Raw genomic sequence first — 18,991 nt, 5'->3', positions numbered from 1 at the left:
GCGAGGGTGCCGAACGGTGATCCGTCGTACGCGCGTGATGCCCGCCGTGTCGTCATCGCGCCGGCTCCAGCCGCATCCAGCGGCTCGCGTGACGGTCGAGCGCGTTCGCCTCGAAGCCGCGCACCTGCGGCGCGACGAGGTGCTTGGACGTGTAGAAGTACAGCGGGATCACCGCATCGCTCTGCAGCAGGCGCGTCTCCGCGGCATGCAGCCATGCCGCGCGTGCCGCAGGGCTGCGCGCAGCATCGGCACGCGCCAGACGCTCGCGGAAGCCCGGATCCTGCAGGCCTGTCCAGTCGAGCGGCCCACCACTGCCGAAGGCGGCGAGGAAGTTGTGCGCATCCGGCACGTCGGCGATCCAGCCGCCGCGGAAGACCTGCGTGATCACGCGCTGCTTGCGGTTGCCGACGAACACCTTCCATTCCTCGTTGCGCAGCCGCACGCGCACGCCGAGTACGTCGCGCCACATCGCGGCCACCGCGAGCGCGAGGCGGCGATGCGGCGTGGACGTGTTGTAGCGAAGCTCGATCTCCAGCGGGCGTCGGGCGTCGTAGCCGGCGGCACGATAGAGCGTGCGGGCACGGGCATCGCGCTGCGACTGCGTGAGCCCGGCCCACGTCGTGCGTGCCGGGCGATAGCCGGTGATGCCCGGCGGCACCACCCCATAGGCCGGCGCCTCGCCGAAGCCGGTGACATGCCGCACGAGCACGTCGCGATCGACGGCGAGCGCGAGCGCACGGCGCAGCGCATGGCCGCGGTCGATGCAGGACGCACGATGCGGCGTGGGTGAATCCGGCGGTGCGCGCCGCGCGACGGCCACGCAGCCGCCGTCGCGGAGCGGCGGCTGCGTGGTGTTGAGCCCGAGCCAGAACGCGCCGAGGTACGGCGAAAGGCGGAGCTGCGTGCCGAAGCGGGCGCGCAGCCGGTCGAGCGGCTGCGGCGGCACGACTTCCGTGATGTGCAGGTCGCCGGCGGCGAAGCGCTGCAGCTCGGCGGCGGCGTCTTCGGTCACGTGGAAGCGGACGCGTTCGATCGCGACGCCGCGCGCGCCATGGAAAAGCGGATTGCGCTCGACGAGGAGGTTCGCCTGTGGCGTCCATGCGATCAGGCGGTAAGCGCCGTTGCCGACGAGTCGCCCCGGACGCGTGTGCTCGGCGCCGAAGCGCCGCACCGACGGCAGGTGCACCGGAAAGGCGATCGGCAGCGTGAGCAGGGCAGGCAGGTCGGCCGCGCGCGTCAGGCGGAAGACGACGGTGCGCGCATCCGGCGCGGCCACGCCGAGGCGCGCCGGCGGCGCCCGGCCCGCCTGCACGTCGGTCGCGCCGGCCAGCGCATCGAACAGCTCGCCGAAGGGCGCGGCCGTGGCGGGTGCGAACGCGCGTTGGAAGCTGGCTACGATCTGCGGCGCGTCGAGGGCCGTCCCGTCGCTCCAGCGCAGGCCCTCGCGCAGGTGGAACGTCCACGTGCGGCCGTCGGACGACATCGACCAGTGCGTCGCCATGCCCGGCACGATGCGGCCGCGCGCGTCCTCGGTGACGAGGCCCTCGTAGAGGTCGCGCAGCACGTTGCCGCAGGCGACCTCCTGGCACTTGTGCGCATCCAGCGTCGACGGCTCTGGCCCGTTGCCGCGCTCGAGCGTCGTCGCCTGCGCGAGCGGCGTGGACAGCAGCAGGGCCGCGGCCAGCAGGCGGGGCCGCAGGAACGGAAGGCACAGGGACATCGCCGCATTCTAGGGCGGGCCCGGCGGCGCGTGCCGCCGGCGCAACGCTGACGCCCGCCGCTGGCACGAGCGCGCCGCGGGCGGCCCGCTAGACTGGCGGCCCTCCCGCGCCCCGCGGGATCCGTGTCGAGGTGCGCGTGTCCGGTCCCAGCCAGGTGGTCGACGTCGAGATCGAGTCGCGCGCGCAGCTCGTCGAATACCTCGAGTCCGGGATCCGGCCGCGCGAGGACTGGCGCATCGGCACCGAGCACGAGAAGTTCGGCTACCGCACCGATGACCTCGCCGCCCCGACGTTCGACGGCGAACGTGGCATCGAGGCGCTGCTCAAGGGGCTCGTGCAGTTCGGCTGGGCGCCCGTCGAGGAGAAGGGCCGCGTCATCGCGCTGACCAAGGACGATGCGTCCGTATCGCTGGAGCCCGCGGGCCAGCTCGAGCTCTCCGGCGCGCCGCTCGCGACGCTCCACGAGACCTGCCGCGAGACCGGAACGCACCTGAAGGAAGTACGCGCCGTCGCCGAGCCGATGGGCCTGGGCTTCCTCGGCATGGGCTTCCAGCCGAAGTGGCGCCGCGACGAGATGCCGTGGATGCCCAAGGGGCGCTACAAGATCATGCGCGAGTACATGCCCAAGGTCGGATCCCTCGGCCTGGACATGATGACGCGCACCTGCACCGTGCAGGTCAACCTCGACGTCGGCTCCGAGGCCGACATGGTCAAGAAGTTCCGCGTCTCCCTCGCGCTGCAGCCGATCGCGACCGCGCTGTTCGCCGACTCGCCGTTCACGGAAGGCGCGCCGAACGGCTATCTCTCCTACCGCTCGCACATCTGGACGGACACCGACGGCGACCGCACCGGCCTGCTCGACTTCGTCTTCGAGGACGGCTTCGGCTACGAGCGCTATACCGACTACCTGCTCGACGTGCCGATGTACTTCGTCTACCGCGACGGTACGTATATCGATGCGAGCGGGCAGTCGTTCCGCGACTACATGGACGGAAAGCTGCCCGCGCGCCCGGGTTCCCGCCCGACGCTGAAGGACTGGGCCGACCATTCGACGACGGCCTTCCCGGAGGTGCGGCTCAAGAAGTACCTTGAGATGCGCGGCGCCGATTCCGGCCCGTGGAACCGCATCTGCGCACTGCCGGCCTACTGGGTCGGCCTGCTCTACGACGATGCGGCGCTCGACGCCGCATGGGACCTCGTGCGCGACTTCACTTTGGACGAGCGCCACGCGCTGCGCGATGGCGTGCCGAAGCACGCGCTCAAGCTGCCGTTCCGCGGCGGCTCGGTGCTCGACCTGGCGCGAGAGTCGCTGAAGATCGCCGCCGCGGGGCTGCAGCGTCGCGCGCGCCTCAATGCGAACGGCGTGGACGAATCGATTTTCCTCGCGCCGCTGATGGAGATCGTCGAGAGCGGCACCACGCCCGCCGAGCGCAAGCTCGAGCTGTTCCACAGTGCCTGGAATGGCCGCGTGGAGCCGGTGTTCCAGGAATTCGCGTACTAGCGGACTCGACGCAGCCCGCGGCGAGCCTGCGCGGATCAGGCGACGGCGGTCTCGCGGCGTGTCTCCGCGAGCAGCCGGCGCATGCTCGTCGCCGAGTCGCGGTAGAGACGGCGCTGGTAGGCGGGCAACTTCTTCAACCGCGCAAGCGCCTTCTCGCAGACCTCGCGAGCCTGCGCGGTATCGCCCCAGAGCACGAGCGTGCGCGCGTACTCGGCATGCACGTCGAGATCGCCGCTGTAGCCGGTGAGCGCATCGAACTCCAGCCGGGCCTTCTCGCGGTCGCCTTCCGCCGCGACGGCGCGTGCGTAGATCAGATGCCCGCGCGGCGAGCGGAACGTCGGATGCCGCGCGATCACATCGTCGAGCAGACGGCGTGCCTCGGACGCGCGACCGGTCGCGAGCCAGGCCTCGGCGAGGCGCACCTGGATGTCCGGCTCGTCGCCGTGCGGGCCGCGCACCGCGGCCTCGAAGTGCATCGCGGCCTCGGCGGGCCGGGTCTTCGCGAGCAGGGCGTCGCCCAGGCGCAGGCGGTGCGCGAGCGTCGGCGACTCGTCGAAGGCCTCCTGCGCCAGGCGCAGTTCGCGGTCGGGATCGAGGATGCGCTGCACGCCGCGCGCGGCCGCACGCACCTCGGGCGCGTGGCGCGCCTGCGGCAGCCAGATGGTCAAGGCATAGACCAGGCTTCCGAGCCCCGGAAAGGCGAACAGGATCATCAGCCAGTAGCGGTCCTGGCCGCTGCGGACGGCGTGCGTGGCGAAGTAGAGCGCGATCAGGACGTGCAGTCCCAGGCCGACGTACGGCATGGCGGTTCCCCGTGATTCCCCACCGCGGAGGATACGCCGGGCCCGCGGTGCGGTCAGCGAGGCGCTAGTCCCAGTGGTTCGCCGGTCCTCGCCCCGCGTCCTCGCGCATGCGCACCAAGCAGAAGCGCTGCCCGGTCGGTGCCTCCATCACCCACCAGCGCTGCACGAAGGCGATGCGGCGTGCGCCGAGCTTCTCGAGGCGATCGGCCTCAGCGTCGATGTCGTCGGCCTCGATGTCGAGGTGCACGCGCGAGGCGTGCTCGACCCTTTGCACCTCCACGTGCAGGTTCCCCGGCGCGCCGCCGAATTCGGCATAGCGGCCGGTCCCGCCGGAGTCCGGGTCCACGATCTCGAGCCCGAGCGCACCGCTCCAGAAGCGTGCGGCGGCATCGAGATCGGGCGTGTCGCAGTCGATGATGAAGCCGGCGAGGCGGCTGCGGTGGGCCATGACGGGCGCTCCATGCGAGGGAGCCCCGAGCGTAGCCGCCAGGGGGATGCCGGTGCGTCGTGGACCCCCGGGGCCCGTCCTCGACGACCGCAGGGTGCTCGCCGTCGCGAATCATGGAAGCCGAAACGACGACGGCGCAGGCCCGTGAGCCTGCGCCGTCGCGGTGGGGCGGGTCAGCGCGTTACTGCGGCAGCGCCATGTCGTCGAGCAGCGCCTTGAGGAAGCGCGCGGCCTCGCCGCCGGTGCAGGCGCGGTGGTCGAAGGTGAGCGAGATCGGCATGCGGCGGTGCACCTCGATGCCGCCCATCACGGCAACGACGTCGTGCGACAGCTTGCCCGCGCCGACGATCGCCACGCACGGCGGCACCACGACGGGCGTCGCATAGCGGCCGGCGAACATGCCGAAGTTCGACAGCGAGATCGTGTAGCCGGCGAGTTCGCCCGGCGGGATCGTGCGGTCCTCGACCTGCGCGCGCAGGCGCTGGATGGCCTGGCGGATGCCGCCGCCGTCGAGCATGTCGGCATTGCGCAGCGCAGGCACGAACAGGCCGTCGTCGGTGTCGACCGCGATGCCGATATCGACGTGCGGATGCATCGTGCGGGTCAGCGCGTCGCCATCGAACCAGGCATTGAGCGCCGGTACGGCCTTGCAGGCGGCGACGATCGCGCGCACCAGGCGTGCAGTGATGTCCTGCTTGCCGAGCCAGGCATGCAGGTCGGCATCGTCGACGAGCGTGGTCGGCACCACCTTCGAATGCGCATCGGCCATCACGCGCGCCATGTTGCGTCGCACGCCCTTGAGCTGCTCGGGCTGGCCGCTGGCCTGCACGCCCGGCGGCTGCGTGCGCATCGGCTTGCCGGACTGCGACATGGTGCTGCGCTGGGCCGGCTGCGGCGCCTGCGACGGCTGCCGGGGCTGCGGCGCGACGGCGGCCGTGCGATCGGCCGCACGCGGGGTGCCACCCCCCTGGCCGGCCTTCGCAGAGCCGTCGGCCGCCGCGTTCTTGACGTCCTGCATCGTCACCACGCCGTCGGCGCCGGTGGCGCGCACGCGGGTGATGTCGACGCCGAGCTTGCGCGCCATCGCACGCACCGCGGGCATCGCCTTGACGCCGCCGATGGCCGAGGCCTGCTCGCTGCGCACGGCGTCCGAGCTCTGCATCGCGCCGACCACGGTGCCGGCGTCGCTGCGCTCGGCCTTCGCCGGTGCCGTGCCGCCGGTCTCGAGTGCGCCGCCCTCGTCCGAGGCGATCACGCGGTCGTCCGGCGCCGGATCGTCCGCGCCCACCGAGTGGTCGCTGACCGGGCCGTGATGCGTCGTGCCACCGCCGCCGTGGTGGTGGCCGGTGTCCTGGCCTTCGGCGCGCTGCGGCATCGACGGATCCATCTCGAACACCGCCAGCATCGTGCCGGTAACCACGATGTCGCCCGGCCCGCCGGCGAGCTTCAGCACCTTGCCCGAGACCGGCGAAGGCACGTCGACCACCGCCTTGGCGGTCTCCATCGAGACGAGGTTGTCGTCCAGGCGGATCGTGTCGCCTTCCTTGACGTACCACTCGACGATGGTCGCGTCCGGCAGGCCCTCACCGAGGTCGGGAAGCAGGAAGGTCTTCTGGGTGCTCATGCGGTGTGCTCGTTCCTGTAGGGGATCAGACCCAGACGTCGTTCGCCGCCGTCAGGTCGGTGTGCGTGTCACCCGTGTTGACCACGCCACGGGGTTCGATGATCAGCGCGTGGCATTCGGCCGACGCGCGGGTGATGTGCTCGACGCCGCGCGGGACGACGATCATCTCGCCGGCCCGCACGGTGACGTCGCGATCGCGGTAGCCGACCTGCATCTCGCCGTGCACGACGAGGAAGACCTCGTCGGTGTCTTCGTGCGCATGCCAGACGAACTCGCCCTGCAGCTTCACCAGTTTGAACTGCACGTCGTTCATCTCGGCCACCACGTGGGGCGACCAAGGCGATGCGATCCCCCCGAGGTTGTCGGCCAGACGGATCGCTTCGCCCTTCGGCGTCGGCATCAGCCCGCGGCCATCGCGCGCTTGGCCGCGGCGACGATGCGGTCGACGCTCGGCAGGTACTTCATTTCCAGCCGGAACAGCGGGATGTGCGTGTCGTAGCCGGTGACGCGCTCGACCGGCGCGACCAGGTCGAACATCGATTCCTCCGCCAGGCGCGCGGCGATCTCGGCGCCGAAGCCCGCGGTCTTCGGGGCCTCGTGCACGATCACGCAGCGGCCGGTGCGGGCGACCGACTCGGCGATCGTCGCGAAGTCGAGCGGGCGCAGGGTGGCGACGTCGATGACCTCGGCGCTGATGCCTTCGCCGGCGAGCTTCTCGGCGGCCTCGAGCGTCTCCTTGACCTGCGCGCCCCACGTCACCAGCGTGATGTCGGTGCCGTCGCGCAGCACGTAGCAGACGTCGAGCGGCAGCGCCTCGCCGTCATCTAGAACCACTTCCTTGTACTGACGGTAGATGCGCTTGGGCTCGAAGAAGATCACCGGGTCCGGATCGCGGATCGCCGACAGCAGCATGCCGTAGGCACGTTGCGGCGAGCTCGGCATCACCACGCGCAGGCCGGGGACGTTGGTGAAGATCGCCTCGTTGGCCTCGGAGTGGTGCTCCGGCGCGCGGATGCCACCGCCCCACGGCACGCGCAGCACCATCGGGCAGGTCAGGCGACCGCGCGTGCGGTAGCGCATGCGCGCGGCGTGGCAGACGATGAAGTCGACCATCGGGTACATGAAGCCGTCGAACTGCGCCTCGGCGACGGGCTTCATGCCCTGCGAGGCGAGGCCGACGGTGAGGCCGGCGATCGTCGTCTCGTCAAGCGGCGTGTCGATCACGCGCTCGGAGCCGAACTGCGCATGCAGGCCGGCGGTGGCGCGGAACACGCCGCCGTTGACGCCGACGTCCTCGCCCAGCACCAGCACGGTGGGGTCGTTGCGCATCTCGTAGGCGAGCGCCTGGGTGATCGCCTCGATGAGGGTGATCGCGTTCTCGGTGGGCTTGACCTGGGCGTTCATCGACGGCCCTCCTGCGCGATGGCGAAATCGCGTTGTGCGCGGAGGTCCTCCGGCAACTCGGCGTAGAGGTAGTCGAACATCGCTTCCACCGGCTGCACGGGCGTCTCGAGGTAGGCGTTGATCTCGACGTCGACCTGCTTGCCGCATTCCTCGATCCAGGCCTTCTCCTGCGCCTCGTCCCAGAGCTTCTGGTCGACGAGGTACTTGCGCAGGCGGATGAACGGCTCGCGCGTCCAGGCGTCCTTGACCTCCTGCTCGCCGCGGTAGCGGCGGGCGTCGTCGGCGGTGGTGTGGTCGTGCAGGCGGTAGGTCATGAACTCGATGACGGAGCCGCCCTGGCCGCTGCGCGCACGCTCGGTGGCGCGGCGCATGGCCTCGAGCACGGCGATGAGGTCGTTGCCGTCCACCTGCAGGCAGTACAGGCCGCCGGCGAGGCCCTTCTGGGCGAGCGTCTTGGCACCGGTCTGCGCGCCGCGCGGCACGGAGATCGCCCAGCCGTTGTTGATCACGCACAGCACGAGCGGCGAGGTGAAGGCACCGGAGGCGTTGAGGCCGGCGTAGAAGTCGGTCTTCGACGAGCCGCCGTCGCCACAGCAGGCCACCGCCACGCGCGGCTCCTTGCGCAGCTTGAACGCGAGCGCGGCGCCCGAGGCCATCAGGCACTGCGTGGAGATCGGCACGCACCAGGGGTAGTCGTTGCGCGCCTCGGGGAAGTCGTTGCCGCGCTCGTCGCCGCCCCAGTACATCAGCACGTCGCGCGGGCGCACGCCGCGCATGAACTGCGCGCCGTATTCGCGGTAGCTGGGGGCGAAGACGTCCTCGGGGCGCATCGAGGCGCCGATGCCGACGTGCGTGGCCTCGTGGCCGAGGCAGGCGGCATAGGTGCCGAGCTTGCCGGTGCGCTGCAGCGCGATCGCCTTCGCGTCGAAGGTGCGCACGTAGAGCATCTGCTTGAACAGCGGCAGCAACGCGGAGGCGTCGCGGAAGGCTTCGGGGATCTCGGCAACGGGCGTGCCGTCCGGGCCGAGGTACTGCAGGTATTCGATCTCGAAACTCGCGGCGAGCGTCATCGCGTGAGGCATCCGGATGCGGCGTAAGAACCCGCGATTCTAGCCGTGCGGTTGTTAAGCGGCATTGCGCGGTGCGGCATCGCACCAACGAAAAGGCGCGGCCGGAGCCGCGCCTGTCCCGCGTTACCGCATTGCAAGTGCTTGAAGCGACAGGGCGCCGGCAAGGCCGGCGCCCGTGTCCGTCACTTCACGGGGCCGGTCAGCACCACGTGGTGCGTCGCCGCGTCGTTGCCGGCGACCGCGTCGGTACTGCGCGAGGCCACGGCGGCCCGCACCGTGAAGTGCGGCTGGCCGCGGCGCAGCGGCGCGGTGACGCGCAGGTCGAACGCCTGTGTCGTGCCCGCGGCGAGCGAGGCGCCGACGCAGGTCCCGCGGAAGCCGCCATCGGCGGTCACGACCGTGCACGTCCAGCCCGCCGGCGCGACGAACGCGACGCCCGCGGCAGGCGCCTCGCCCGTCACCTCGAGCATCGGCTCGACCGCGAGGTCGGGCCCGGCATTGGTGATGCTCGCGCGGTAGCTGCCGGTCGCGCCGCGGCGCAGTTGCTTGTCCGGACCGGTGAGGCCGGCGGCGAGGTCCGCCTGCGAGACGACCGTGGCCTGTGCCGTGGCGGCATTGTTCGCAGGCTGCGGATCGATTGACTCGGCCTCGGCGGCGCTGGTCAGCAGGATCGTGCGATCGAGCAGGCCGCCAGCCACGGGGGTCGACAGGCTGAATGCCGCCGTTGCGTCATCCGCGAGCCGGGTCGTCGAGCAGGTCGCCACGGTGCGGCCGCCTGCGGCCTGCGGCACATCGCAGCCCCAGCCGGCCGGCGCGGCGATCGTCAGCTCCGGCAGTTCGGCGTCGAGGTCGAAGCCGATCGCCGGGCGATCGGCCTGCTCCGCGCCGAGGTTGCGCAGCGCGACGTCGAAGCGCAGCGTGCCGCCGGTGCGGGCCTCGGTCGCCTGCGCGTCGACGGCGAGGTCGGCGATGCGGCGCGGCACGAAGTAGGCCACCACCGGATCGTGGTCGGCCAGGCGCGACGGGCTGTCGCCGAGGCTGCGGTTCGTCTCCGGGAAGTCCGCATTGATGCGCGCATGGTCGAGCGAGGCATGGCGCGTGGCGACGACCATGTTCTCGTTGACCAGCACGTGGTCGAGGGTCTGCGCATTGCCGCCGAAGACGAACGAATAGCGTTCGGCCTGCGGCTCGAGCGAGCCGAGGTTGACGAGGTTCGGCTCGACGAGGTCGGCACCGTCGCCCGCGACGGCGGTCGCCTCGTTGGCCGCGGGCTCGCCGGTGATCGTGCCCATGGTGTGCGCGAGGCCGTCGTTGAACTCGAAGGCATTGAAGTCGCCCAGTACGACGAGTCGCACGTCCGGCGCCGACTTCTGGCGCGCATCGAGGAAGGCCGCGAGGAACTCGGCCTGGCGCTGGCGCTTGGCGCGCACGCGCTCACCGCCCGCGCCCGTCTCGTCGGAGCCATTGAGCGAACGCTGGTGCACGATCACGACGTTGAGCGGGAACGCGCGGCCATCGGCGTAGTGCACGACCGCATCGAGCAGCAGCGGCGGTCGGTCGTTGAGCAGCTCGACGTCACCGCCCGGGCTCGTCCACGTGGTGTCCTTGCCGATCTGCTGGACGCTGCGGACCTCCACGCGCGGCGTGCCGGCCCCGGTGTCGGCGGTCTTGACCAGGAAGCCGACGTCGATGCCGCCGACGTCGTTGCCCTCGACGAGGAAGGCGGCGTAGCGCGGATCGTCCTGGCCGGCAGCGACGGCATCGTTGCCCACGCGTGCCGCGAGGCGCTGCAGCACGTCGAGGTTCTCCATTTCCACGATGCCGAGGATGTCCGGCATGCGCAGCGAGTCGCGGATGCCCATCGACGCCTTGGCGAGGCGGCGCTCGAACGCCGCGGCGGTGAGCACGGGCTCGCCGACCGAAGGATCGTTGGACTCGTCGAAGAAGCGCTCGAGGTTGTAGGCCGCGACGGTGAACGCGTCGTCCGGCAGCGACTTCGCCGCGTGCGGCGTCATGCCGGGCGTGACCGTGCCGGTACTGTCGGGAAGGATCGTGTAGCGGCGGAACGCGTAGTCGAGCGGACCGGTGAGGTCGGCGATGCGTGTGCCGGTCGGGACATCCAGACGCGGCGCGCCGAGCGCATCGCTGTCGACGCTGATCAGCTCGGGATTGAAGTCCCAGCGCGGGATCGGAGGCATCGCGCCGGCGGGCGGCGCATCCGGTGCCTGGATGCCCGGCTCGCGGAACGGGCGTGCGACGCCGGCCACGGTGCCGTGGAAGACGCCGTTGCTGCCCCCCGTGGCATTGCGCTCGTCGGTGAAGCCGCCGGTGGGCGCGGTGACCACGAAGTCCGGCACGGTCACGCGCATGCCCTCGACGCGCTCGAGCTGGTCGAGCGGGCCGGTGGGGTCGGGGAAGGTCGGCGTGAGCACAACGGGTGCGGGCAGGGGATACGTTGCCTCGTCGACCGGCGCGACGAGCACGTCGCCGCCGAGTTCGGTGAGCGGCGCCTGGCCGGGGTCGGTCGAAGGCACGTATTCGACGACCGAGCCCCGCGCGACCACCCAGCGACCAGGCTGCACGAATGCAGGCGGCGCGGTTCGCGTGAAGACGAACAGGCCTTCGGACGTCTCGTCCGTCGTGTCGGCCTCGATGTCGCGGCTCTGGATGTAGAAGCCGTTCGCGCGGCGGGCGGTCACGACCCCGCGGGTCGCGACGACCGCACCCTCCCAGGGCGAGCGTGCGTCGCCGCCTTGGACCTGCCCGATGCCGACGAGCTCGAAGTCGTCATTGATGATGATGGCGGTGGCGACGCCGTCCTCGACGCGCGCGCCGGTCACGTCGGCCAGGCGCACCTCGAACGTTTCGTCAGGCTCGGGATTGAGGTCGCCGCGCACGAGCACGCGCACCTCGGCTTCATCGGCACCGGCCGGGATCAGCCCTTCCACGCCCGCGAGCGGGATATAGTCGCCGTCGGCGGCGGTCGCGGTGCCGTCGGCCGTGCTGATGCGGAAGCGCACGCCGCCGGGGCCCGCAGGGCGCGAGAGCGTGACCCGCAGCGGCAGGCCCATCTCGCCCGCATCCTCCTCGCTCATGCCTTCGTCGGCGATGCGCAGCACGACTTCGGTCGAGCCGCAGATGCGCGGTGCCGTGCGGCTGCTGCGCGGCGCGGGTGCGACGATCTCGAAGTCCGTGGCATTGATCCCGGTGTCCTGGCAGCCGTCCTGCAGGCGGCGCGCGGCGAGGGTGTTGGAGAGATTCCCCGTGGGGCGCGTCTCGGCGCAGCCCGTCGTGCCGGTGCCGAAACCGACGATGTCGACGGCGATCGCGGGCGAGGGGCAGGCGGTGCCCGCCGTCAGCGCCGTCGTGGCGCGCACGAGGGCGATCTTGCCGGCCGCGCCGGCGAGGTTGAGCCCACCACTGGCATCGAAATCGGTGATCGGTGCAGCCGGGGAGCTTGCGTTGCCCGCCAGTCGGACGAGGTAGTAGCCGCCCGCGGGAATCGAGCCGCCCAGCGCGAACGCGCTCCAGTTGGTGCCTGTGGTCGCGGCGTACTGCAGCGACAGGCCGGCGAGCGCGACGGGCGTGTCGCCGGTATTGTGCAACTCGACGAAGTCGTGCTGGAACGCGGCGCCCTGGTTGCCACCGCCGCCATACACCTGGCTGATGACGACCTGGGCCTGTGCGGTGCCGGCGAGGCTGGCGGCGATCGCGAGGCTGAGCGCCGCGACCCGCTGCGAAGTGCGATTCATGCTGGGTTCCCCGGAAGATGGCCGGTGCCCGCAAGGCATCCGGACGACCGGGCGACCCCGGCGCCGACCCCCGTCGGCCCGCGCCTCCGCCCCCGTGGCGGCCGTACGCGGCGGCCGGGATTGTGCCGCGATTGCGTTTCCGAAGTGTGACGCCGGTCGCCGTGGGCTAGCCTATGCGGCCGGTCAGCAGGACGAGCCATGAGCGTCGAGAACAACCAGCGCCCGCTGGAGAGCGGTATCCATGCCGATCTGTCCGGCCGGCTCACGTACGGCGGTTATCTCCAGCTCGACACGCTGCTCTCGGCCCAGCGCCCGCTCTCGGATCCGCCGCAACACGACGAACTGCTGTTCGTGATCCAGCACCAGGTCAGCGAGCTGTGGATGAAGCTGATGATCCACGAGCTGCGCGCGGGCGTCGGCTTCCTGCATGCGGACGACATCGGGGCCTGCCAGAAGGTCTTCGCCCGGGTGAAGGCGATCCTGCGCCAGCTCACCGAGATGTGGAGCGTGCTGGAGACGCTCACCCCGGCCGACTACATGAAGTTCCGCGACATCCTCGGGCCGTCGTCGGGGTTCCAGTCGCTGCAGTACCGCACGATCGAATTCCTGCTGGGCAACAAGAACGCGGCCATGCTGCGCGTCTTCGAGCACGATCCTGCCGGCCACGCCGAGCTCGAGGCCGCGCTGCGCGGGCCGAGCCTGTACGACGAGGCGCTGCGCTTCCTCGCCCGCCATGGCCATGCGGTGCCACCGGCGCACCTCGAGCGCGACTGGTCGGTGGCGCACGTCTCCGATCCGGCGTTGCTGCCCGTCTTCGAACGGATCTACGAGGACCCGTCGACGCACTGGGCCGCCTACCAGCTCTGCGAGGACCTCGTCGACCTCGAGACGCAGTTCCAGCTCTGGCGATTCCGGCACATGCGGACCGTCATGCGGATCATCGGCTTCAAGCGCGGCACCGGCGGCTCGTCGGGCGTGGGCTTCCTCAAGCAGGCGCTGGAGCTGACGTTCTTCCCCGAGCTGTTCGAGGTGCGGACGCGGGTCGGGCTGGAGCCGTCGTCGGGCTGAGCGAGCCGGGACCATGGCTGCACCGAAGCGGGTGCGCAGGTGCACGGTTCCTGTCTGTTGCTGCATTGCAGCACGCCGCTTCTGTTTGACGCCGTGCGCGGCGTTCGGACATTCTCGGGCGGCTGTACGCCGACCCGTCCCGCCGTATGGACGCGGCGACATTCCCACGCAAGACATCCAGGAACCACCGAATGAGTGCGCAAGTACCCAACGCCGCCGAGCCCATGGGCCCGCCGCTGCACGGCCCGGGCGGAACGCCGCCCCAGCCGCCCGACTTCCCGCAGGTGATGGGCCATCCGCGCCCGCTGTGGATGCTCTTCATGTCGGAGTTCTGGGAGCGCTTCGCGTTCTACGGCATCCGCTGGGCACTCGTGCTGTACATCGTCGCGCAGTTCCATGGCGGCGATCCGTCGGGTGAGCAGCCGGCCGGTTTCATCTACGGTGCCTACCTCGCACTGGTCTACGCGACGGCGATCTTCGGCGGCTACATCGCCGACAAGGTGATCGGTTACCAGCGATCGATCCTGCTGGGTGCGGTGTTCATGGCCGCCGGCCTGTTCATGATCGCCATGCCGGACGAGAACATCTTCAAGCTCGGCCTGGCGACGATCGTGGTGGGCAACGGCCTGTTCAAGCCGAACATCTCGACGATGGTCGGCAAGCTCTATTCGGTCGGCGACGAGCGCCGCGACTCGGGCTTCACGATCTTCTACATGGGCATCAACCTCGGTGCGATGCTCGCACCGCTGCTCACGCAGTTCCTCGCGCAGCAGGTGTTCGGTACCGAGACGATGCCGGCCTACAAGGTCGTGTTCATCGCCGCCGGTATCGGCATGCTCATCAGCCTGGTCTGGTTCTACGTCGGCCGCGCGCAGCTCAAGGGCATCGGCCTGCCGCCCGCGGGCGCGGAGGGCATGGGCCGCGTCTGGATGACGGCTGTCGGTGGCGCGCTCGCGATCCCGCTGGTGTTCTTCCTGCTGACGCTGGGCGCGCAGACGCTGCAGTGGATTCTGATGGCGCTGTTCGCCGGCCTCGCGTTCATGCTGATCGCCGAGGGCCTGCGCAACGGTGCCGTGGCACGCGACAAGGTGATCGCCATGCTGATCATCTTCGCCTTCAATATCCTGTTCTGGATGTTCTTCGAGCAGGCGGGCAGCTCCTTCACCTTCCTCGCCGAGAAGATCGTCGACCGCACGTTCGGTGACTGGACGTGGCCGGTGGCTTGGTTCCAGTCGGTCAACTCGGTCGCGATCATCGTGTTTGCGCCGATCATGGCCTGGCTGTGGGTGCGCCTGGGCCGCGCGAATCCGTCGATCCCGCGCAAGTTCGGCCTGGGCCTCGTGTTCAACGGCCTCGCCTTCCTGCTGCTCATGTTCGCGCTCGGCAGCCTCATCGACGACGCCGGCAAGATCCCGTTCTGGACGCTTTTCATGGTCTACGTGATCCAGTCGGTGGGCGAGCTCTGCCTGTCGCCGATCGGCCTGTCGATGGTGACCAAGCTCGCGCCGGTGCGCCTGGTCGGCCTCGGGATGGGCGGCTGGTTCCTCTCGACCGCGATCGGCAACAACCTCTCGGGCATCTTCGCCGGCCACGTCAGTGGCGAGGGCGGCATGACCACGCAGTCGGCGCTGTCGGGCTACACCTTCGGCTTCTGGGCCCTGGTGATCCCGGGCGTGCTGCTGTTCCTGATCGCGCCGCTCATCCAGCGCCTGATGCACGGCGTGAAATAAGCGCGTCGACGTGATGCGAAGAAGGCGGCCTGCGGGCCGCCTTCTTTTTTGGTCGCGTGCATGGCGGGGGTGACGCGCGTGCGCGGGTGTGCCCGTCGACGTGGACGGCTTACGCCACGGCATGCGGGCGCACTGGTGTCAGCTGCCCGCGAGATCCGCCTCGGCCTGCAGCTCGAGCTCGTCGAGCCGGTCCAGCAGACGGAACAGCACCTCGCGCTCGTCGGCCGCCATCCCCTCCAGCAGGCGACGCTCGAAGGCGAGCGCGAGCGGGGCGACGGCGTCGTGGATCGCATGGCCGTCCGCGGTCAGGCGCAGCACCGAGCGGCGCCGGTCGTCGCCGTGCGTCTCGCGCTCCACGCGTCCCGCATCGACGAGGCCCGACACCGCGCGGCTCACGGCCACCTTGTCCATCGCCGTGCGCTGTGCGACCTCTCCGGCCGAGAGGTCCGGGTAGCGACCGAGCACCGCCATCACGCGCCATTCGGTCACGCCCAGTCCGAAGCGCTCGGAATACACCCGCGCGATCGCGCCGCTCACCCGGTTGCTCAGCACCGACAGCCGGTAGGGCAGGAAATGCTCGAGGTCGAGCGACGGGGACGCCTGCGGATCGGGGCTCATGCTGCGGCGCGCCTTGCAAGTAGTTTCATCTGAAACTATAAAGCCTCGGCGACGCGCCGCAAGCCCGGCGCCCTCCCCAATGCCTTCCGCGAGAGCCCCCATGAACGCCCAGCCCAACCTCGGCATGCAGGTCACCACGTTCGAGAACCCGATGGGGATCAACGGCTTCGAGTTCGTCGAATTCGCCGCTCCCGAGGGCCAGGGCCCGATGATGCGCGACTACCTCGAGCGCCTGGGCTTCACCGCCGTGGCGAAGCATCGCGAGCGTGCCGTCACCCTGTTCCGCCAGGGCGGCATCAACTTCCTGCTCAACGAGCAGCCCGACTCGTTCGGCTCGGACTTCGCCGCCAAGCACGGCCCGTCGGCGTCGGGTTTCGCGATCCGCTTCGGCAAGCCGGCGAACGAGGTGCTCGAGCACGTGCTCGGCAACGGCGGCGCGAAGGCCGACTTCAGGCCCGAGACCGGTGTCGTGAACGCACCGGCGATCAAGGGCATCGGCGACTGCATGCTCTACCTGATCGAGGACGGCAGCGACCCGTACGGCGACTACGCCTTCTTCGACGGCGTGGACCGCCACCCGGTCGGCTTCGGCCTGACCTTCATCGACCACCTCACGCACAACGTGTTCCAGGGGAACATGCAGACGTGGTCGGACTACTACGAGCGCCTGTTCAACTTCCGTGAGATCCGCTACTTCGACATCAAGGGCGCCAAGACCGGCCTGCTGTCGAAGGCGATGACCGCGCCGGACGGCATCGTGCGCATTCCGCTCAACGAGTCGTCTGACGAGAAGAGCCAGATCAACGAGTACCTGCGCGCCTACAACGGCGAGGGCATCCAGCACATCGCGCTGTTCACCGACGACATCTATTCGACGATCGAAGCGATGCGCGCGCGCGACATCCAGTTCCTCGACACGCCCGACACCTATTTCGACGTGATCGACCAGCGCGTGCCGAACCACGGCGAGGACGTCGAGCGCCTGCGCCGCAACGCGATCCTGATCGATGCCGACCCGGAGACCAAGCAGCGCAAGCTGCTGCAGATCTTCACGCAGAACGCGTTCGGCCCGATCTTCTTCGAGATCATCCAGCGCAAGGGGAATGAAGGTTTCGGCGAGGGCAACTTCCAGGCGCTGTTCGAATCGATCGAGCGCGACCAGATGAAGCGCGGCGTGCTGTAAGCCGATACGCGATCCACCGGCCCCTGCATGCAGGGGCCTTTCGCATCAGGACACACCGATGACGATCCAGAGCACCGGCTACCAGTCCGGCTTCGGCAACGAGTTCGCCACCGAGGCGCTGCCCGGAACGCTGCCGATCGGCCGCAATTCGCCGCAGCGCGTGGCGCACGGCCTGTACGCGGAACAGATTTCCGGCACGGCCTTCACCGCGCCGCGTGCGGAGAACCGCCGCAGCTGGTTCTACCGGATCCGGCCGGCGGCGATGCACGGCCCCTTCGCGCGCTACGAAGGTCGCGCCGCGACGACGTTCCACAACGACTTCGACACCGGCCCCGTGAGCCCCGACCAGATGCGCTGGAGCCCGCTGCCGATGCCGGGCGAAGGCGCGCGCGTCGACTTCCTCGATGGGTTGTTCACGATGGCCGGCAACGGGGGCGCCTGCCACGGCGCGGGCATCGGCGTGCACCTCTATGCGGCGAACGCCGACATGGACGGCCGCTGGTTCTACGACGCCGACGGCGAGCTGCTGATCGTGCCGCAGCAGGGCCGGCTGCACATCGAGACCGAATGCGGCGTGCTGGAGGTCGAGCCACAGGAGATCGCGCTGATCCCGCGCGGGATCCGCTTCGCGGTGAAGTTGCCCGACGGCGCCGCACGGGGCTACGTCTGCGAGAACTTCGGCGCGCACCTGCGCCTGCCCGACCTCGGCCCGATCGGCTCCAACGGCCTGGCCAATCCGCGCGACTTCGAAGCGCCCAATGCCGCGTTCGAGGACGTCGAAGGCGACTTCGAGCTCGTCGCCAAGTTCCAGGGGCACCTGTGGCGCGCCTCCATCGGCCACTCGCCGATCGACGTCGTCGGCTGGCATGGCTCGCATGCGCCGTACAGGTACGACCTGCGCCGCTTCAACACGATCGGCTCGATCTCCTTCGACCATCCCGACCCGTCGATCTTCCTGGTGCTCACCAGCCCGTCCGACACGCCGGGGGTGGGCAACATGGATTTCGTGATCTTCCCGCCGCGCTGGCTCGTCGCCCAGGACACGTTCCGCCCGCCGTGGTTCCACCGCAACGTCGCGAGCGAGTTCATGGGCCTGATCCATGGCGTCTACGACGCCAAGGCCGAAGGCTTCGCGCCGGGCGGCGCATCGCTGCACAACTGCATGACCGGCCACGGGCCGGATGCCGCGACGTTCGACAAGGCGTCGGGCGCGGACCTGTCCCAGCCCGACGTCATCACCGGGACGATGGCCTTCATGTTCGAGGCGCGCCACGTGATCCGCCCCACGCGGCAGGCCGTCGACGCGGCGCATCGCCAGCGCGACTACCAGGCCTGCTGGGCGGGCTTGCGCAAGCACTTCCCGGGCAACTGACGCTTCGCGACGGGTTCACGACCACCCGGTAGGCTGCGGCTCCACTGCCGCCACGGACGATGCGATGCGACCTGCCGCCCTGCTGATCCCGCTCCTCGCGCTCGCTGCGTGCACGAAGAGCCCAGAGCCCGACGCCGCGGCCACGCCGGTGCCCGCAGCGCCGACGACATCGGCACCCGAGGCGTCGCCCGCACCGGCGACGGCCGCACCGCAGGCCCCCGTCGCCACGCCCCCGGCGACCGGACCGAACGCGCTCGCCCGCGTCGACGGCTACGGCGACCTTCGCTTCGGCATGGATGCGGCCGAGGCGCGCGCCGCCTGGGGCGGCGAGCTGATCGGCGACGAGCCCGGGCCGGAGAACTGCGCCTACCTGCGCCCCAAGTGGGCCGACGGCACGGGCCGGTTCGGCCTGATGTTCGAGGGCGGCAAGTTCGTGCGCTACGACGTCGGCACCGACCGCGAGGCCGCGCCAGGCGGCGGCAAGGTCGGCATGACGCGCGCGCAGATCGAAGCGCTGTATCCCGGCCGCGTCGCGGTCGAGCCGCACAAGTACGTGGAGGGCGCCGTCGAGCTGCGCATCGCCGATCCGGCCGCGAAGGGCCGTGCGATCCTTTTCGAGACGGACGCGCAGGGCCGCGTCACGCACTGGCGTGCCGGCGTGGAGCCGCAGGTCGACTACGTGGAAGGCTGTGCCTGA

Annotated in this window: 15 protein-coding genes; 6 read left to right on the top strand and 9 right to left on the bottom strand. The window is 70.3% G+C overall.

Going from position 1 to position 18,991, the window contains the following annotated elements; genetic code table 11:
* Positions 1 to 52: 52 nt before the first annotated feature.
* Positions 53 to 1,720, bottom strand: a complete 1,668-nt coding sequence (locus tag ACYVJJ_RS01605) for a peptide ABC transporter substrate-binding protein (protein WP_460830560.1) — start codon at positions 1,718 to 1,720, stop codon at positions 53 to 55.
* 137 nt (positions 1,721 to 1,857) lie between these two features.
* Between ACYVJJ_RS01605 and ACYVJJ_RS01600 the strand changes: the two genes are divergently transcribed.
* Entirely contained in the window at positions 1,858 to 3,222 is a 1,365-nt protein-coding gene (locus tag ACYVJJ_RS01600; protein ID WP_460830559.1) for a glutamate--cysteine ligase, read from the top strand.
* A 35-nt stretch (positions 3,223 to 3,257) separates the two neighbouring features.
* Here the strand turns inward: ACYVJJ_RS01600 and ACYVJJ_RS01595 are convergent, their stop codons facing one another.
* The 7 genes from ACYVJJ_RS01595 to ACYVJJ_RS01565 all read right to left on the bottom strand — a co-directional run bounded on the left by ACYVJJ_RS01595 (position 3,258) and on the right by ACYVJJ_RS01565 (position 12,323).
* Entirely contained in the window at positions 3,258 to 4,025 is a 768-nt protein-coding gene (locus ACYVJJ_RS01595; RefSeq protein WP_460830558.1) for a tetratricopeptide repeat protein, read from the bottom strand.
* Between the two features lie 64 nt (positions 4,026 to 4,089).
* On the bottom strand, positions 4,090 to 4,473 hold the full coding sequence (locus ACYVJJ_RS01590) for a VOC family protein (protein WP_460830556.1): 384 nt from the start codon (positions 4,471 to 4,473) through the stop codon (positions 4,090 to 4,092).
* Positions 4,474 to 4,654: 181 nt separating this feature from the next.
* On the bottom strand, positions 4,655 to 6,097 hold the full coding sequence (locus ACYVJJ_RS01585; protein WP_460830554.1) for a dihydrolipoamide acetyltransferase family protein: 1,443 nt from the start codon (positions 6,095 to 6,097) through the stop codon (positions 4,655 to 4,657).
* Between the two features lie 25 nt (positions 6,098 to 6,122).
* Complete coding sequence (locus ACYVJJ_RS01580; protein ID WP_460830552.1) at positions 6,123 to 6,497, bottom strand: cupin domain-containing protein; 375 nt, start codon at positions 6,495 to 6,497, stop codon at positions 6,123 to 6,125.
* Complete coding sequence (locus tag ACYVJJ_RS01575) at positions 6,497 to 7,501, bottom strand: alpha-ketoacid dehydrogenase subunit beta (protein WP_460830551.1); 1,005 nt, start codon at positions 7,499 to 7,501, stop codon at positions 6,497 to 6,499. Before ACYVJJ_RS01575 ends, ACYVJJ_RS01580 begins: the two co-directional genes overlap by 1 nt.
* Positions 7,498 to 8,571: a pyruvate dehydrogenase (acetyl-transferring) E1 component subunit alpha gene (gene pdhA / locus ACYVJJ_RS01570; RefSeq protein ID WP_460830549.1), complete on the bottom strand. Its 1,074-nt coding sequence runs from the start codon at positions 8,569 to 8,571 to the stop codon at positions 7,498 to 7,500. The genes ACYVJJ_RS01575 and pdhA overlap by 4 nt, the downstream gene beginning before the upstream one ends.
* A gap of 182 nt (positions 8,572 to 8,753) precedes the next feature.
* Positions 8,754 to 12,323 (bottom strand): lamin tail domain-containing protein, encoded by a 3,570-nt coding sequence (locus ACYVJJ_RS01565; protein ID WP_460830547.1) that lies wholly within the window; start codon positions 12,321 to 12,323, stop codon positions 8,754 to 8,756.
* A 198-nt stretch (positions 12,324 to 12,521) separates the two neighbouring features.
* Here ACYVJJ_RS01565 and ACYVJJ_RS01560 point away from each other — a divergent pair, with 198 nt between their 5' ends.
* On the top strand, positions 12,522 to 13,391 hold the full coding sequence (locus ACYVJJ_RS01560) for a tryptophan 2,3-dioxygenase (RefSeq protein ID WP_460830546.1): 870 nt from the start codon (positions 12,522 to 12,524) through the stop codon (positions 13,389 to 13,391).
* A 224-nt stretch (positions 13,392 to 13,615) separates the two neighbouring features.
* Positions 13,616 to 15,121, top strand: a complete 1,506-nt coding sequence (locus ACYVJJ_RS01555) for a peptide MFS transporter (RefSeq protein WP_460830870.1) — start codon at positions 13,616 to 13,618, stop codon at positions 15,119 to 15,121.
* A 138-nt stretch (positions 15,122 to 15,259) separates the two neighbouring features.
* Here the strand turns inward: ACYVJJ_RS01555 and ACYVJJ_RS01550 are convergent, their stop codons facing one another.
* On the bottom strand, positions 15,260 to 15,739 hold the full coding sequence (locus ACYVJJ_RS01550) for a MarR family winged helix-turn-helix transcriptional regulator (RefSeq protein WP_460830544.1): 480 nt from the start codon (positions 15,737 to 15,739) through the stop codon (positions 15,260 to 15,262).
* Between the two features lie 100 nt (positions 15,740 to 15,839).
* Between ACYVJJ_RS01550 and hppD the strand changes: the two genes are divergently transcribed.
* From hppD to ACYVJJ_RS01535, 3 genes are all read left to right on the top strand, one after another.
* A complete protein-coding gene (gene hppD / locus ACYVJJ_RS01545) occupies positions 15,840 to 16,922 on the top strand; it encodes a 4-hydroxyphenylpyruvate dioxygenase (protein WP_460830543.1) in 1,083 nt (360 codons plus the stop codon).
* A gap of 58 nt (positions 16,923 to 16,980) precedes the next feature.
* On the top strand, positions 16,981 to 18,294 hold the full coding sequence (gene hmgA / locus ACYVJJ_RS01540; RefSeq protein ID WP_460830542.1) for a homogentisate 1,2-dioxygenase: 1,314 nt from the start codon (positions 16,981 to 16,983) through the stop codon (positions 18,292 to 18,294).
* An 82-nt stretch (positions 18,295 to 18,376) separates the two neighbouring features.
* Entirely contained in the window at positions 18,377 to 18,991 is a 615-nt protein-coding gene (locus ACYVJJ_RS01535; protein WP_460830869.1) for a lectin, read from the top strand.

The organism is Lysobacter humi (ex Lee et al. 2017) (genome assembly GCF_054781815.1).
The sequence above is the reverse complement of the archived record's forward strand: the minus strand, read 5'-3'. Positions and strand labels throughout refer to the sequence as shown.